General features: G+C 59.5%; 16 protein-coding genes. All 16 read left to right on the forward strand.

Annotated elements, in window-relative coordinates:
• Positions 1–276 precede the first annotated feature (276 nt).
• The 16 genes from QA648_RS01305 to folD all read left to right on the forward strand — a co-directional run bounded on the left by QA648_RS01305 (position 277) and on the right by folD (position 15,097).
• Positions 277–1,557 carry a flagellar hook protein FlgE gene (locus tag QA648_RS01305; protein WP_283049137.1) on the forward strand — a complete coding sequence of 427 codons (1,281 nt, stop codon included), beginning with the start codon at positions 277–279 and terminating at the stop codon, positions 1,555–1,557.
• A gap of 27 nt (positions 1,558–1,584) precedes the next feature.
• Complete coding sequence (gene flgK, locus QA648_RS01310; protein WP_283049139.1) at positions 1,585–3,060, forward strand: flagellar hook-associated protein FlgK; 1,476 nt, start codon at positions 1,585–1,587, stop codon at positions 3,058–3,060.
• A 3-nt stretch (positions 3,061–3,063) separates the two neighbouring features.
• Positions 3,064–4,122, forward strand: coding sequence for a flagellar hook-associated family protein (locus tag QA648_RS01315; RefSeq protein WP_104822018.1), 1,059 nt, complete (start codon positions 3,064–3,066; stop codon positions 4,120–4,122).
• 37 nt (positions 4,123–4,159) lie between these two features.
• Positions 4,160–4,507, forward strand: coding sequence for a flagellar biosynthesis regulator FlaF (flaF, locus tag QA648_RS01320; RefSeq protein WP_104822019.1), 348 nt, complete (start codon positions 4,160–4,162; stop codon positions 4,505–4,507).
• Positions 4,504–4,953 carry a flagellar biosynthesis repressor FlbT gene (flbT, locus tag QA648_RS01325; protein ID WP_104822020.1) on the forward strand — a complete coding sequence of 150 codons (450 nt, stop codon included), beginning with the start codon at positions 4,504–4,506 and terminating at the stop codon, positions 4,951–4,953. Before flaF ends, flbT begins: the two co-directional genes overlap by 4 nt.
• A complete protein-coding gene (gene flgD, locus QA648_RS01330; protein WP_104822021.1) occupies positions 4,944–5,441 on the forward strand; it encodes a flagellar hook assembly protein FlgD in 498 nt (165 codons plus the stop codon). The genes flbT and flgD overlap by 10 nt, the downstream gene beginning before the upstream one ends.
• Positions 5,442–5,472: 31 nt before the next feature.
• Positions 5,473–5,739, forward strand: a complete 267-nt coding sequence (gene fliQ / locus QA648_RS01335; protein ID WP_104822022.1) for a flagellar biosynthesis protein FliQ — start codon at positions 5,473–5,475, stop codon at positions 5,737–5,739.
• A gap of 218 nt (positions 5,740–5,957) precedes the next feature.
• Positions 5,958–8,045 (forward strand): flagellar biosynthesis protein FlhA, encoded by a 2,088-nt coding sequence (gene flhA / locus QA648_RS01340; RefSeq protein ID WP_104822023.1) that lies wholly within the window; start codon positions 5,958–5,960, stop codon positions 8,043–8,045.
• Positions 8,042–8,794, forward strand: a complete 753-nt coding sequence (gene fliR / locus QA648_RS01345) for a flagellar biosynthetic protein FliR (protein ID WP_283049142.1) — start codon at positions 8,042–8,044, stop codon at positions 8,792–8,794. The genes flhA and fliR overlap by 4 nt, the downstream gene beginning before the upstream one ends.
• A 20-nt stretch (positions 8,795–8,814) precedes the next feature.
• Positions 8,815–9,234, forward strand: a complete 420-nt coding sequence (locus QA648_RS01350; protein WP_283049144.1) for a hypothetical protein — start codon at positions 8,815–8,817, stop codon at positions 9,232–9,234.
• Between the two features lie 186 nt (positions 9,235–9,420).
• Positions 9,421–10,017 (forward strand): rod-binding protein, encoded by a 597-nt coding sequence (locus QA648_RS01355; protein WP_104822026.1) that lies wholly within the window; start codon positions 9,421–9,423, stop codon positions 10,015–10,017.
• A gap of 13 nt (positions 10,018–10,030) precedes the next feature.
• Complete coding sequence (locus QA648_RS01360) at positions 10,031–10,399, forward strand: hypothetical protein (RefSeq protein ID WP_104822027.1); 369 nt, start codon at positions 10,031–10,033, stop codon at positions 10,397–10,399.
• On the forward strand, positions 10,396–10,932 hold the full coding sequence (locus QA648_RS01365; RefSeq protein ID WP_283049148.1) for a hypothetical protein: 537 nt from the start codon (positions 10,396–10,398) through the stop codon (positions 10,930–10,932). Before QA648_RS01360 ends, QA648_RS01365 begins: the two co-directional genes overlap by 4 nt.
• A gap of 254 nt (positions 10,933–11,186) precedes the next feature.
• Positions 11,187–12,029, forward strand: a complete 843-nt coding sequence (locus QA648_RS01370) for a WecB/TagA/CpsF family glycosyltransferase (protein WP_283049150.1) — start codon at positions 11,187–11,189, stop codon at positions 12,027–12,029.
• A gap of 113 nt (positions 12,030–12,142) precedes the next feature.
• Entirely contained in the window at positions 12,143–14,080 is a 1,938-nt protein-coding gene (locus tag QA648_RS01375) for a succinoglycan biosynthesis protein exop (RefSeq protein ID WP_283049152.1), read from the forward strand.
• A gap of 117 nt (positions 14,081–14,197) precedes the next feature.
• Complete coding sequence (gene folD, locus QA648_RS01380; RefSeq protein ID WP_283049153.1) at positions 14,198–15,097, forward strand: bifunctional methylenetetrahydrofolate dehydrogenase/methenyltetrahydrofolate cyclohydrolase FolD; 900 nt, start codon at positions 14,198–14,200, stop codon at positions 15,095–15,097.
• Positions 15,098–15,103: the final 6 nt, after the last annotated feature.

The raw sequence follows: 15,103 nt of genomic DNA on the forward strand, positions 1-15,103 counted from the left end.
GGACTTGGCGTAGCAACGCTAGCCCGCGTGTAATTCCCTCCCAAAATTTCTTTCAAATTCCCAGGATTATACGCGGGCCCCGAACATCGATCGCGGTGTTCGAATGCGAAGGTGCGCCAACTCTTACCTTTACTGCGACCGTCGAGCGCTCCTAATGACGCGTCGCAGCAATCTCCGAAAAGCTGCTTCATGATGACCGGCTTTTCCTCTTTTCAGACAGCTTCACGCAAGGCCCGCCCCATACTCTCAGCCTTACGAGGAAAACGAGGATTCCAGATGAGCATTTTCGGCAGCATGAAAACCGCGGTTTCAGGGATGAACGCCCAGGCAAACCGTTTGGGTACTGTTTCTGACAACATCGCCAACTCCAGCACCACCGGCTACAAAGAAGCGTCGACGAGCTTTTCCTCCCTCGTCCTGCCTTCCTCGGCCGGCAGCTACAGTTCCGGCGGCGTCCAGACGTCGGTGCACCGCGCGATCTCGCAGCAGGGCACCATATCCTACACGACCTCCAGCACCGACCTCGCCATCCAGGGCAACGGCTTCTTCGTCGTCCAGAGCTCGTCCGGACAGACGTTTCTGAGCCGCTCCGGCGACTTTTCTGCGGACTCCTCGGGCAACCTCGTTAATTCCGCCGGCTTCACGCTGATGGGCTATCCCGCAGACTCCTCCGGGACGGCTTCTGTGGTCGTCAATGGCTTCAGCGGCCTGGAACCGGTCAATATCAGCCAGAACGGCGTGACCGCCGTCGCCACGACGACCGGCGAGATGTCAGGCAACCTCAATTCCAATGCCACCATCGCGACCAGCAGCTCCACGGGCTATCTGCCGTCCGAAAATCTGGCGCCGGTAACCGACGACACGAACAAGGTCTCGGTCACCGGTTATGATAGCCAGGGCAACGCCACCACCTTCGACGTCTACTATACCAAGACAGCCGACAACACCTGGGATGTAACGGTCTACAATCAAGCAGACTTGGTCTCCGATCCGACGTCGGGCACCGCTCTTTATAGCAGTGATCCGGTCGGTAGCACGGAGCTGGATTTTGACGATACCGGCGCTTTGACGTCAGGCGGAACGTTTGATCTCAGCTTCACCAGCGGATCGACGACGCAAACCATCTCGATGGATATGACGGGCTTCACCCAGGTCGCCACCTCCTTCAACGCGGTGGGCAGCATGAACGGCCAGGCTCCGAACCCGGTGACGAGCGTCACGATCGGCAAGGACGGGACGGTCAATGCGGTCTATAAGGACAGCTCCACCAAGGCCCTCTATGTTATCCCGCTCGCCACGGTGGCAAGCCCCGACAATCTGACGCTCGAGAGCGGCAACGTCTATTCGGCCAATGGTGACTCGGGCGTTACTGTGACCGGTTTCCCGCAGACCGGCAGCTTTGGCTATCTTCAGTCCGGCGCGCTGGAAGAATCCAACGTCGACCTTGCGACCGAACTGACGACCATGATCGAGGCGCAGAAAAGCTACACCGCGAACTCCAAGGTGTTCCAAGCCGGTTCCGACCTTCTGGACGTTCTGGTCAACCTGCAACGTTAATAAGTACGATAGGGTAGCGAGCCAGCCATGTCCCTCACAACAGCACTCAATAACGCGCAAGCGATATTCAACAATACCGGCACGCAGAGCAGTGTCGTATCGAACAATATCGCCAATGCCGGCAACGCGGATTACACCCGCCGCCAGGCGATGTTGACGACGGACATGAGTGGCGCGCAGGTCGTAAAGATCGCCCGCGCCGACGAGCCATCCTTGCAAAAGGCTTTCCTGGGCAGCACGTCTGACGATGCTGCTCAGCAGCGCCTGCTGAAGGGTTATGAGGATATCCAGTCCGGAACGATCGGCGGCAACGACAACGAGATCGCGCCGTCTACCTATCTTGCCGCCCTGCAAACGGCAATGCAGACCTATGCCGGTTCGCCGGCCAGCACCACCGCCGCGCAATCGGCCGTCAACGCTGCCCAGGATCTCGCAAACTCCCTGAACAACGCCACCACGGCCGTCAACGGAATTCGTACCGATGCCGACAAGGAAATCAGCTCGGATGTCGACTCGCTGAACAGCCTGCTGGCGCAGTTCGAGCAGGCGAACGATGCGGTCAAGACCGCGACTGCGACCGCCGGTCCCACGTCTTCTGCGCTGTCGGATGCGACGGACCAGCGCGATGCGGTCCTGAAACAGATTTCCCAGATCGTCGGTGTCACCACGGTAACACGATCGAACGGCGACATGGCGCTCTATACCAGCGGCGGCACGACGCTGTTCGAGACGATACCGCGTCAGGTCACCTTCACGCCAACGAATTCCTATACCGATGGCACCGTCGGCAACAGTGTTTACATCGACGGCGTAGCGGTCGATCCCGGCGAGGGCGCGGACACGACGGCGCAGGGCAGCCTTCAGGCGGCGCTCCAAGTTCGTGACGACGTTGCTCCGACCTATCAGAAGCAGCTCGACGAAATCGCACGCGGCCTCGTGTCGATGTTTTCGGAGAAGAACCAGTCTGACTCCACTCAGGATGCGTTGCCAGGCCTTTTCACCTGGAGCGGCGGTACCGTGGAGACCGATACCACCGCTGTCGCCGGCATGGCCGGTACGATCGCGGTCAATCCGGCGCTGATTACCTCAGAAGGCGGCGATCCGACCCTTCTGCGCGATGGCGGCATCAACGGCTCCGACTATGTCGTCAATTCCAGCGGCGACAGCGGCTATTCCGATCTGCTCGACTCCTACGTCACCGGCATGGACACGAAGATGGACTTCGATCCCGAGGCAGGCTCCGACACGACGGCCAGCATCATGGATTACGCGTCCGATTCCATCGGCTGGCTGGAAGACCAGCGCAGCTCGGCAAATACGGCGGCGGAAAATACCTCCGCGGCGCTGTCGCGCTCATCCGAAGTCTATTCGAACGAGACCGGGGTCAATCTCGACGAAGAGCTGACGCTGATGATGGACATCGAGCAATCCTACAAGGCGGGAACGAAGATATTGAACGCCGTGAACGAGATGCTTCAATCGGTACTGGATATTGCGAGCTAAGCCATGAAACTTTCCTTCATTTCAAGCGCAGCCATTCAGAACGCTATGCGTCAGACGATCCGTCAGTCGCAAAATGAGATGACGGATGCTTCGACCGAAGCGACGACCGGCGTCTATGCGGATATCGGCGTCGCGCTGGGGAGCAATACTGCACTTAGCGTCAATCTCACGCGGGAAGTCACACGCATCGATTCCCTGCTCAGCAGCAACTCGATCGCCGATCAGCGCATGTCGTCGTCACAGACGGCTCTGAGCGACATGTCGTCCCAGTCTCAGAAGCTGATGGATCAGTTGGTGGCGCTGCGCGGCAACACCGATGGAAGCAGCGTATCGCTGACGCAGCAGACGGCGAGTGCGACGCTTTCGAGCTTCATTTCCGATGCCAATACCATGGTCAACGGCGAGTATCTCTTCGCCGGTACCAATACCGACGTGCAGCCGATGACCGACTACACCGCCGATGCGACGACCTCTATCCAGACGGCGCTGGCGCAATATGCCAGCGACAACGGCACGACCGTCGAAGATCTCACCGGCGACCAGATGACGGATTTCATCACCACTGAGGTCGAGCCGATGTTCACGTCGGACTCTGCTTCTGCGCCGGACAATTGGGCAAGCTGGTCGGCCGCTTCGGATCAGAACATGTCGAGCCGCATCAGCAACTCGGAAGTGATCGATTCCTCGACCAACGCCAATGAACCCGGCATGCGCTACCTGGCGCTTGCAACCACCGTCGTCAACTCGCTGATGGATTCGAGTTTGGGCTTGAACCAGGACGCGTTGAACGCGGTCAACGACCAGGCAACCAGCTATACGCGTCAGGCGATCGATGGAATCAACGACCAGTCGAGCCAGCTCGGTCTGTCGCAATCGCGTCTCTCAGATGCGAACACATCGCTGAACGCACAGAAGGATATCATTAACACTAATATCGGCGACCTTACCGGAGTCGACCCTTATGAGGCTTCGACCAAGGTCAACAGCCTCGAAACTCAGCTTGAGACGGCATATACTATCGTCTCCAAGATACAGCAGCTGAGCCTTGTAAATTACCTTTGATGATCAAAGGCATGTAATGACCAAGAAGGATGCATGAATGTATCAGTTCTCATATGCGGAAGTCATGCAGGATGCAGTGGCCGACGCCAAGGAGCGAGAACGTCAAGTTCTGGACCGGTCGGTAGCTCTTCTCTCTGCGGCCCGTGACAAGGGGAAGTACGGCCGCGAAGCGATCGAGGCACTGTTCTACACAAGACGTGTCTGGATCAGCTTTATCGAGGATCTAAAAAGTCCGGAGAACCAGCTTAACGTCGAACTGCGCGCCAATCTTATCTCCATCGCAATCTGGATTTTGAAGGAATGCGACCGGATCCGTAGGCGCCAGTCGGAAAATTATCAAGGCATCATCGATGTCACCACCATCATCAGGGATGGACTTAAATGAAAAGTACGCTTCGCATATCGCTTAAAGCCGGGGAAAGAATTTTTATCAACGGGGCCGTGCTGCGTGTTGACCGCAAGGTCGCCCTGGAATTCCTGAATGATGTGACCTTCCTGCTCGAGAACCACGTTCTCCAGCCGGAAGATGCGACGACACCCCTGCGCCAGCTTTATTTCATTGCGCAGATGATCCTCATCAATCCGGAAGGCAAGGAACAATCGACGGCGATGTTCCGCAAGTCGATTGTCATGCTGCTCTCCTGCTTCCGCAATGAGGAAGTGCTGGCCGAGCTGAAGCGGATCGACGGTCTCGTCGCCACCGGCCGTGCCTTCGACGCGCTCAAGGCGATCCGCGGGCTTTACCCGGTCGAAGACAACATTCTTCACAACCAGGAAATGCCGGCCGCGACGATCGAGCATATTCGCCGGGAGATCGCGCCGTGGCGGTAGATGCAGTCACCAGCACCACGTCTTCGACCAGCAGCAGTTCGAGTAACGCGGCGACAGCCTCGGCAAGCGCTACGGTGAACTACAATGACTTCCTGCAGCTCCTCATCGCGCAGATGAAGACACAGGATCCGACCGACCCGATGGATGCCAGCGAGCAGATTTCGCAGCTCGCCAGCTTCTCCCAGGTCGAACAGCAGATCCAGACGAACTCGCACTTGGAAACAGTGCTGCAGAATCAATGGATTTCGAACGCGTCGGACTATATCGGCAAGGAGATCATGAGTGCCGACGGCACGGTCACCGGCACGATCAAGGAAGTAACCGTCTATTCGGACGGTATCATTGCCGAAACCGAAGACGGCGACAAAGTGCTTCTGCAGGCGGGCGTCACAGTCGCGCCGGCAGGCACGACGATTGATACGACGACGTCAACGAGCGATACTACGACCGATTCGTCTGACAGTACCGACTCGACCAGCAGCTCATGAGGAGCCGGCTGAACTAAGGGATGAAGATATTATGAATGAAGCCGATGCATTGGATATCTTCCAGGCGGCGATCTGGACGGTGCTCGTTTCCGCGGGCCCGGCAGTTCTCGCGGCCATGATCGTCGGCCTCGTCATCGCCTTGATCCAGGCGCTGACCCAGGTGCAGGAGGCCACATTGACCTTCGTGCCGAAGATCGTCGCCGTCATGGTGACGGTCGGCATCACGGCCCCCTTCGTCGGCTCGCAGATCTCGATCTTCACCAACCTCGTCTTTTCCCGAATTCAGTCGGGATTCTAAAACATGACGCGCAAAACTGCGCAGCGGTTTTGCGATAACGACATGTGCAAGTTAAGAGCTAAAGCGCAAAGAGCTGATCCCAGGGATCGCGATGCGCTTTAGGACGGTGGCGTCGGCCCGAGGCCATTCTCGCGCAAGCTTCGCCTTTTAATGATCTGACCGAATAGGGCAAACGGGTCAGCCGTTTGCCCCCTCTCATGAAGAGACGGAACCGGTCGATGGCGCAACCACCCGCAATAGCACTTCCCAAAGCCAATCCCAGCATGCGTGATATCGGGTTCGCCCTCGGTATCATGGTCATCCTGTGCGTGCTCTTCCTGCCGATCCCGCCATTCCTCATCGATATGGGCCTGGCCTTCTCGATCGCGCTCTCGGTGCTGATTCTGATGGTGGCGCTGTGGATCAAGAAGCCGCTGGAATTCTCATCCTTCCCGACCATCCTACTGATCGCGACCATGACGCGTCTATCGCTGAACATTGCGACGACGCGCGTCATTCTTTCGCACGGCTATGAGGGACATGATGCGGCCGGCGGCGTGATCGCCGGTTTCTCCAGCCTGGTGATGTCCGGCGACTTCGTCATCGGTCTGATCGTCTTCATGATCCTGATCACCATCAACTTCATCGTCATCACCAAGGGCGCGACGCGTATCGCCGAAGTCGGCGCGCGTTTCACCCTCGATGCTATCCCCGGCAAGCAGATGGCGATCGACGCCGACCTGTCGGCCGGCCTGATCGACGAGAAAGAAGCGCAGCGCCGCCGCCGCGAGCTGGAAGAGGAAAGCTCCTTCTTCGGCGCCATGGACGGTGCCTCGAAATTCGTGCGCGGCGATGCCGTCGCCGGCCTGCTCATCACCTGCATCAATATCTTCGGCGGCATCATTATCGGCTATTTCCGCCATGGCATGCAGATCGGCCAGGCGGCTGACGTCTTCGTCAAGCTTTCGGTCGGCGACGGTCTGGTGTCGCAGATGCCGGCGCTCATCGTCTCGCTCGCGGCCGGTCTTCTCGTTTCGCGCGGCGGCACCGCCGGCTCCACCGACCAGGCCGTTATCAATCAGTTGAGCGGCTATCCGCGCGCGCTCGCCGTTGCCGCGATCCTGATGGGCATCCTGGCCGTCATGCCGGGCATGCCCTTCGTTCCCTTCCTCATTCTCGGCGGCCTGATGGCAGGCGGCGCCTGGTTCATCCCGCGGCAGGCCGAAGCCGAAAACAAGCTTCGCCGCGATGCGGAGGAAAAGAAGGTGATGCAGTCGAAGGAAATGGAGAAGGATTCGGTCAAGTCGGTTCTGACGACCTCGGAAATCGAATTGGCGCTCGGCAAGATCGTCTCCACCCGCCTGCTCGGCGCGCATCAGGAATTGGCTTTCCGTGTCGGCAAGATGCGCAAGAAATTCGCGACGCAATACGGTTTCGTCGTGCCGGAAATCAAGGTGACGGACGACATCGCCATTGCCGACAAGTCTTATCAGATCCGCATTCACGGCACGACGGTCGCCTCCAACATGCTGCGTGTCGGCGAAGTGCTCGTCGTCACCGGTTCCGGCCGCAAGCCGACCGTTCCGGGCGACGAGATTCGCGAACCAGCCTTCGGCATGCCTGCTGTCTCGGTCCTCGAAGCCTTCACCGAGGATTTGAAGCGCGAAGGCTTCCAGCCGATCGACAATGTCTCCGTCGTGCTGACGCATATGAGCGAAGTCATTCGCAACAACCTGCCGGCGCTTCTTTCCTACAAGGATGTAAAGATCCTGATCGAGCGCCTCGATCCGGAATACAAGAAGCTCGCCGACGAGATCTGCTCGTCGCATATGTCCTATTCCGGCCTGCAGGCGGTGCTCAAGCTGCTGCTTGCCGAACGTGTCTCGATCCGCAACCTGCACCTCATTCTTGAAGCCGTTGCGGAACTTGCGCCGCATGTGCGCAAGACGGAGCAGATCGTCGAGCATGTGCGCGTGCGCATGGCGCAGCAGCTCTGCGGCGACCTTGCCGACAATGGCGTGCTGCGTGTTCTCCGCCTCGGCAGCAAGTGGGATCTTATCTTCCATCAGGCGCTGAAGCGCGACCAGAAGGGCGAGATCGTCGAGTTCGACATCGATCCGCGCAATCTGGAAGAATTCAGCGAGCAGGCAGGCAAAGTTATCCGTGAATACATGGACCGCGGCTTGCCCTTCGTGCTTGTCACATCGCCGGAAACGCGCTCCTATGTGCGCATGATCATCGAACGCCTGTTCGCGACTCTGCCGGTCTTGTCGCATGTGGAATTGGCCAAGGGGATCGAGATCAAGATTCTAGGTTCCATTTCATGATAACAGACCCCCAGGGCACCATTCTGGCGTTGTTTCTCGCCTTCTGCCGCATTGGCGGCTGCATCATGGTGCTACCGGGGTTTTCGTCGGGCCGCGTGCCGCAACAGGTTCGGATCCTGCTTGCGGCGGCCTTGTCGATGGCAATCCTGCCGCTGCTTTGGAACACGATCTATCCGGAAGTGTCCAAGGGCGGCGCCACCTATATCGCCCTGATCTTCACCGAAACGGTGATCGGCCTGATGTACGGCATGATGGCGCGGCTCTATACGCTCGGGCTACAATTCGCCGGCACGGCCATATCGATGCTCATCGGCTTCAATGCGCCCGGCGGTATGGACATCATCGAAGAATCGAACGAGACGTCGCTCACCAGCCTGATCAGCTTCTGCGGACTGATGATGCTGTTCATTATGGATTTTCACCACCACGTCCTGCAGGCGCTGGTCGATTCCTATTCGGTCGTTCCCTTCGGCGGCCATATCGATGCGCGCGCTTCGCTGGTGTCGGTGGCCGATACGCTGGAGGCCACCTTTTTCATCATGCTGCGGCTGGCGAGCCCCTTCCTGCTCTATGGTCTGATGTTCCAGATGTCGATCGGCTTCATCAATAAGCTGGCGCCGCAGATACCGATCTATTTCATCTCCACGCCCTATCTGCTGATGGGCGGGTTGTTCATGCTCTATCTCAGTATCGCGGCGATCGTCAGTCAGTTCTCCGGCGCCTTCCTCAGCGTCTTCAACGGGCATTAGCGGGCTTAAGGGCAGAAGCGATGGCGGAAAAAAGCCGGTCCGAAAAATTGAAGCGCCTCGTCGCCGTACAGCGCCATCTCGAGCGGATAGCGGAAAACGAGCTTGCGGATACCACCCGCCAGCGCAACGAGGTCAGCCAGTCGATGGAAAAACTGATCGACGCGATCAGCTCGGCCGATCCGATACATATGGCATTTTCGGTGCACTATGCCGGGCGCTATGGCCGGCTGACGCTTAAGGATCAGCAGCTTGACGGCATCCAAAAGCTGATTGAGACGAAAGTGCTGCAAGAGCGCACCAAGGCGGAGCGGTTGGAAGAGCATATGAAGGACGCCCGCGAACTGGAAATGCGCGAGGCGGACGATAATGCCGTTTACGACATCATCGATCAGCGCTTCGCGGGTGCAACGCCAGCCTCCAGCAAGGTTCAAAAACCATAATCCTCGCGATCTCAGAACAAGACGGCATATCCCCGAATCGCCGCCTTGCTCCGGATTCAAAAGATTAGACCGATCTTCATGCGTTCAAATGAATGCACGACGCTCTAACCGCTCGATTCGGCATGACCTTGCTCGATGGCTGCTTCACGCGTCGCGGGATCATGCTCTAGTGAAAGGAAACGTGACGTGGCTATCTCGCCTCCGAGTGATTTGGTCCTGGATGTCGTCAAGGCCGCCAATCCGGCCGACGTTCAGGCAGCCCAGGAAAAGCTCGCGGCCAACAGGGCTGCCTTTGCGGCCACCAGCCTGGCGGAAAACGGCAATGGTTTCGCCTCGACCGTGAGTGCGCTGGACAGCGCCGCAACGAAGGCCGGGCTCAGCAACGCCAACACGCATACGGCGCCGACAAAGGTGCCGCAGACTTATCATAAGTTCGAAGCGATGGTGCTGCAGAACTTCGTGAAGAACATGCTGCCGAACAGCGAAACGCTGTACGGCAAGGGCTCCGCCGGTGAAATCTGGAAGGGCATGATGGCCGAACAGCTCGGCAATACGCTCGCCAAGAATGGCGGCGTCGGCATTGCCGAGCAAATGTATAAGGAACAGGTTTCCAAGATGCGCAACACCGGCGCCGTCAATGCGGCGACCGATGAGAACGACAAGAAGATGGCGCTGAGTGCAATTACCGATTTTCAGCGAAAGACGCTTGCCGCGGCCGAGACCAATGGTGACAGCGATACGACCGTCACCAATCAAGATACGCTGACGTCCAAGAAAGTATGATCGGGGGCAGGACATGGAAGTAATTTCGAATGACTACCGGATAAAGTCGGTCCTTGGCCGCCTGGAAATGATCATCGATAACGAGAACAACCGCATCGGCAAAGATCCGGAATTCGATCTCAAAGTATCGAATGCGCATAAGAGCCGTTGCCTCTACGAATTGTCGATGCTGTTTCGCGATACCAATCCGGCCGAGCTTGCCATCTCCCATATCGAGCAGTTGCACGGGCTGAAGAAGAAGCTGATCTTGAACGCACGGCGCGTCGAAGCTCATCTCGAGGCCGTGCGTGCCGTCGCCGATATCTTGAAGAATGCGGTGCAGAACGCCGATGCGGACGGCACTTATTCGCAGGAGCAGTTCCGCGTCCGTGAGGCCGGATGATCAAGCTCGTCCTCACCGGCCTCTGGGTCTGCGCCGTAACGCTGGCTTCGGTCTATTTTTCGGTGCAGATGGCGACGGCGCCCGCGATCAATCCTGACGACGCCAAAAAGGCGCAGCAGGAGTTCGTCAAGGGCGAATCGATCAACGTGCCCGTCATCGCCAACGGTCAGGTGAACGGCTATTTCATCACCCGCATTTCCTTCATGATGGAGAAGGGCAAGGCGAACCAGCTCCAGACGCCGCTGACGGAATTGACGACGGACGAGCTCTATTCGCTGCTGGTGGGCAATAAGGCGATCGACATCAGCCATACCGGGAGCTTCGATGTCGCCAGTTTCCGCAGCGATATCAAGAAGAACATGAACGAACGCCTCGGCGGCGACTATGTCGCCGACGTTCTGGTCGAACAGCTCGACTATCTCTCCAAGGATGAGATCAACAATGGCGATGGCGGCGGCAAGAGAACCGTCAAGCCGGTAAAGATCGTCCAGGGCGATGCAGCGCCCGACGCGGAGCCGAAGCCGGCACATTAGACCTGCTGAGACCGGTGATGGCCGCTCCCCTTATGGAGCGGCCTGCTGCGTTTGTCGCCCGAAACAGCGTTAACAAATCCCTGTTTTTCTTTCGCAATTCCAATCGATTTTCCTAACGGAAGCTTGGGATCGCCTTGCTATAAGCATCCTCAGCGATGCGTCCGATGTCACCGAACGGACAGACGGTGGAGGATTTGCGTCGAGAAGTTTGCCGGCGACGCGCGTATGAAGGCGTCTGCGGCAGGAGGTCTAGGGTGAATCTAGTCGCAAATTTTGCCGTGCTCACGTCGCGTCGAATGATTTTCGACTTGCCGGTCTGCGACCTCGATTGGGAAGACGCGCTGAACTTCATCAACGAGCTGGCGTCCCTCCCGGTCGGCCAGACGGTCATCTCCTTCGTCAACGCCCATAATATGCTGATGATGCTGCGTGACGGCAGGTATCGCGATGTGCTGGCGCAAAATCTTGTCCTGCCCGATGGCGTCGGCCTGGATATCGCCTCGCGGGTCGCCCATGGCGTTTCCTTTCCGGCCAATTTGAACGGTACCGATTTCGTGCCGGCTCTGCTGACCTTTATGGATCGGCCGAAGCGTGTCGGTCTGATTGGTGGCCGCCGCGATGTTGTTGAAAAGGCCGCGGAAAATTTCCGCAAGCATGCGCCATGGCATGAATTCATCGTCATTGCGGACGGCTTTTTCGACAAGGAGAAAAGCGATCTGGTGACGGCGGAGGTCAGCCGTCAGAAGATCGACGTTCTGATTGTCGGCATGGGGACGCCGCTTCAGGAAAAATGGGTCGCCGACCATATCGAACCGCAGCACGCAAGGCTGGTGCTGACGGTCGGCGCATTGTTCGATTTCGTCTCCGGCACGGTGCCGCGTGCGCCGGCGCTGGTGCGCGCCACGCGCTTTGAATGGATGTACCGCCTGCTTCAGGAGCCGAGCAGGCTGTGGCGGCGCTATATTCTCGGTGTGCCGCTCTTCCTCTACCAGGTCGTTCGGCACCAATTCGGCCGCAAGGAGCGCATTCTGCGCGCCGCCGAACCGCAGCCCGCGCCTCTGCTGCGGCTTCCTTCGCCCGATAAGCTCGCCGGCTGATCCCGATTGCGCCCCCAGATTGCGGTTGTCGTTAACCTTTTCTTTGCCATGAAAATTTAGAGTGGGTTAACCATCGGCATCGGTCACTGACCATGCGCGCGAGACAACCCGCCATGTTCGAAAGCAAGGCCAGGACGAGATACCTTCCTGACGACGCGGAAGCCTTCGGAGCTTACCGCGGCGTAGGTCGGCATGCCCATCTCGATCGCGGGGCAGACGGCTATCTGATAGCCGCCAACGCCCAGCCTGCCGGCCACCGGACCCCGGGCGATGCGGAGTTGCTGGCCCTCATTCAAAAGATGCTGGACGGCGATCCCTATCCGGTCTCCGGGCGAAAAAAGCCTGATGTGGACGAGGCTGCAGAGGCTCAACCGTTGCCCGACCGCATCCGCGGCATCCTGCGAGACCATCCAGTCGCCCGCGAAACGATCATGTATGGGCAGCCGGAACCGATCGCAGATCAATCATTGGCTTCGCCCAGTGTCGAAGTCGTCGAAATCGAGCTTTCGCCTCCGGTTGAACCGCACGCCGTTTCAGCGGTGACGCCTACGCCGCCGCGGCGCTGGGTGTTCGGGTTCGGCTCCATTGCCTTCGTTATTGTCGCCGCACTGGCGGGCGCCTTTCTCCCGACAATGCTGGCAGCTCCGCCGCGCTATGTCTCCCACACCGTATTGCAGATAAAAGGGCAGGGGGCTGCGCGACAGGCGCTTCTGGATGTCACCGCCAAACGCGCCGCCGCGCCCTCCTTGCTTTCCGATCTGGTCGCCCGGCTGAAGCTCGACCGCGATCCGGAATTCACCGGTGATCGGGCCGGCGCTTTCGGCGTAGCCATGGAATTGCTCTCCGGCAGCGGCAATGCGTCCGACGCGCCGTCGCGTGCGCAGGCAGCCCTTCGCGGGGATATCGCCGTCACCACCGATGCGCCGAGCGGCACCCTGCATCTTGCCGTTACCACAAGCGATCCGGCAAAGTCGGCCGAGATCGCCAATCGTCTGGCCGATGCGACGATCTATGACGCCACCGCTGCGCAAGGCGCTGGCCTCCCTGGCAAAAGCAGCTCGCTTGCCGACCGGAGCCGCAAGGATCTCGATCAAGCGAAGGCCGCGCTCGCCGATTTCAAGGCGCAGTATGGCGACGGCAAGATCGAAGCTGCGCTCGATCTTCAGCGGCAGCGCCGTCAGTTGGATGAGGAGATGAAGGCCTCCGAGGCTGCCGTGCAGAGTGCAAAGGCCCGCGTCTTCGCCGCCAAATCCGCCACGCCCGCCAGCGTCACGAGTGGCGCGCTGTCGGGCGACCTGTCATCTGCCGGGCTCGACGATCTGCGCAGCCGCTATAGCGCCGCCAAGGTCGTTCTGTCCCAGCTCTCCACGCAGCTCGGCCCGCGCCATCCCCGTCTGCTGGCGCAACAGGCGACGGTCGATGGGCTGGCCGCCGATATCCGCAATCAACTGCAGCGACTGATCGCCAGCAGCGATACGGTCCTGAAGGCTGCCCTTGAGAACCGGACGGCGCTTTCCGCGCGGATGACCGCTCTCAGCCAGAAAAGCATCGATGTCGATATGGCCCGCCTTGGTCAGCTTCAGGATGATGTCGCGGCCGCCCAGAGCCGCTACGACGCCGATCTGCAGAACGCCGATACGGCTCCGCCCGAAGTCGAGGTTCCGATCGCCGTCATCGCCCCTGCCGTCGCCGCCAAGGCTCCCCTCGACGACAATCTTGCGGGTAGCCAGGCGGCGGGTTTCGTCATGGGCCTTGGTGCAGCACTTTGCCTGGTCTTCCTGCGGAAATGGATGGGCGGCGGATCGCTTTCGGAGGATCAGACAGCCGGGCGCTTCGTTTCGCCCGAGCCGGTTTTCAGCCGTGTCGCCGAGCCGGGCCCACTGCGGCGACCAATGCCCGAGCTGCCGCAACCGCGCTTCGATGCCACCATTCCCGTCGCCAATGATCGTCCAGTGGTTACCGAGGAGCTGACGCAGATCCAGCGCGAATTGGCATTATTGCGCACGAAGGTGCAGACCTATGCTTCACGCCGGCAGACGGGGCGCGGCTGATCGTGTCGCCGATTTCTCCTTGCAATTACCGCTTTCAGACACCATAGGGCGTTGGCAGGCAAATCCGCCGGGCCGATGGCTTGTAGATTGCCGCCGAAATTATGTCGGGAGATATTCGTGACGACTGTGATCGATGGCAAGCAGGTGGCTGCTTCGGTAATTGATGCGGTGAAGACGGCGACCGCAGCACTGGAAAAAGAGACGGGTGTTAAGACCGGCCTTGCCGTCGTCATCGTCGGTGATGATCCGGCGAGCCACACCTATGTCGGCGCCAAGGGCCGCATGGCCAAGGAATGCGGCTTTACCTCCATCCAGCACACGCTGCCGGCCGAGACGACGCAGGACGAGCTGGCAAAGCTTGTCCAGTCCCTCAACGAGGATGCCGCCATTCACGGCATCCTGGTGCAACTGCCGCTGCCGAAGCATCTGAATGCCGACGCGATCATCCAGTCGATCCGGCCGGACAAGGATGTCGATGGCCTGCATGTGGTCAATGCCGGCAAGCTGGCGACCGGCGATCTTGCCACCGGGCTGATCTCCTGCACGCCGGCCGGCGCCATGCTGCTGGTGCGCCGCATCCATGGCGAGGACCTGTCGGGTCTGAATGCCGTCGTCATCGGCCGCTCGAACCTGTTCGGCAAGCCGATGGCGCAATTGCTGCTCAATGCCAATGCGACGGTGACGACGGCCCATTCCCGCACCAAGGACCTGCCGGCGGTTGCCCGCAGTGCCGATATTCTGGTGGCGGCGGTCGGCCGGCCGGAAATGGTCAAGGCGGATTGGGTGAAGCCGGGAGCGACGGTGATCGATGTCGGCATCAACCGCATCGCCGCACCGGAACGCGGCGAGGGCAAGAGCCGGCTGGTCGGCGATGTCGCCTTTGCCGAGGCGGCGGAAGTGGCCGCTGCCATCACCCCGGTTCCGGGCGGCGTCGGGCCGATGACCATCGCCATGCTGATGGCCAATACGGTGATCGCCGCCCATCGTGCTGCCGGCAAGCCAGCGCCGCGGTTCTGAGATCAC

The sequence above is a fragment of the Rhizobium sp. CB3171 genome (assembly GCF_029714265.1).
Taxonomy (GTDB): domain Bacteria; phylum Pseudomonadota; class Alphaproteobacteria; order Rhizobiales; family Rhizobiaceae; genus Rhizobium.

Bases quoted from the DNA above. Each gene is read 5' to 3' on its own strand.
- flbT (WP_104822020.1), top strand. From the start codon at position 4,504: ATGAAAAGTACGCTTCGCATATCGCTTAAAGCCGGGGAAAGAATTTTT.
- QA648_RS01365 (WP_283049148.1), top strand. From the start codon at position 10,396: ATGATCAAGCTCGTCCTCACCGGCCTCTGGGTCTGCGCCGTAACGCTG.
- fliR (WP_283049142.1), top strand. From the start codon at position 8,042: ATGATAACAGACCCCCAGGGCACCATTCTGGCGTTGTTTCTCGCCTTC.
- flgK (WP_283049139.1), top strand. From the start codon at position 1,585: ATGTCCCTCACAACAGCACTCAATAACGCGCAAGCGATATTCAACAAT.
- fliQ (WP_104822022.1), top strand. From the start codon at position 5,473: ATGAATGAAGCCGATGCATTGGATATCTTCCAGGCGGCGATCTGGACG.
- QA648_RS01350 (WP_283049144.1), top strand. From the start codon at position 8,815: ATGGCGGAAAAAAGCCGGTCCGAAAAATTGAAGCGCCTCGTCGCCGTA.
- QA648_RS01360 (WP_104822027.1), top strand. From the start codon at position 10,031: ATGGAAGTAATTTCGAATGACTACCGGATAAAGTCGGTCCTTGGCCGC.
- flaF (WP_104822019.1), top strand. From the start codon at position 4,160: ATGTATCAGTTCTCATATGCGGAAGTCATGCAGGATGCAGTGGCCGAC.
- QA648_RS01315 (WP_104822018.1), top strand. From the start codon at position 3,064: ATGAAACTTTCCTTCATTTCAAGCGCAGCCATTCAGAACGCTATGCGT.
- QA648_RS01375 (WP_283049152.1), top strand. From the start codon at position 12,143: ATGTTCGAAAGCAAGGCCAGGACGAGATACCTTCCTGACGACGCGGAA.
- QA648_RS01305 (WP_283049137.1), top strand. From the start codon at position 277: ATGAGCATTTTCGGCAGCATGAAAACCGCGGTTTCAGGGATGAACGCC.
- flhA (WP_104822023.1), top strand. From the start codon at position 5,958: ATGGCGCAACCACCCGCAATAGCACTTCCCAAAGCCAATCCCAGCATG.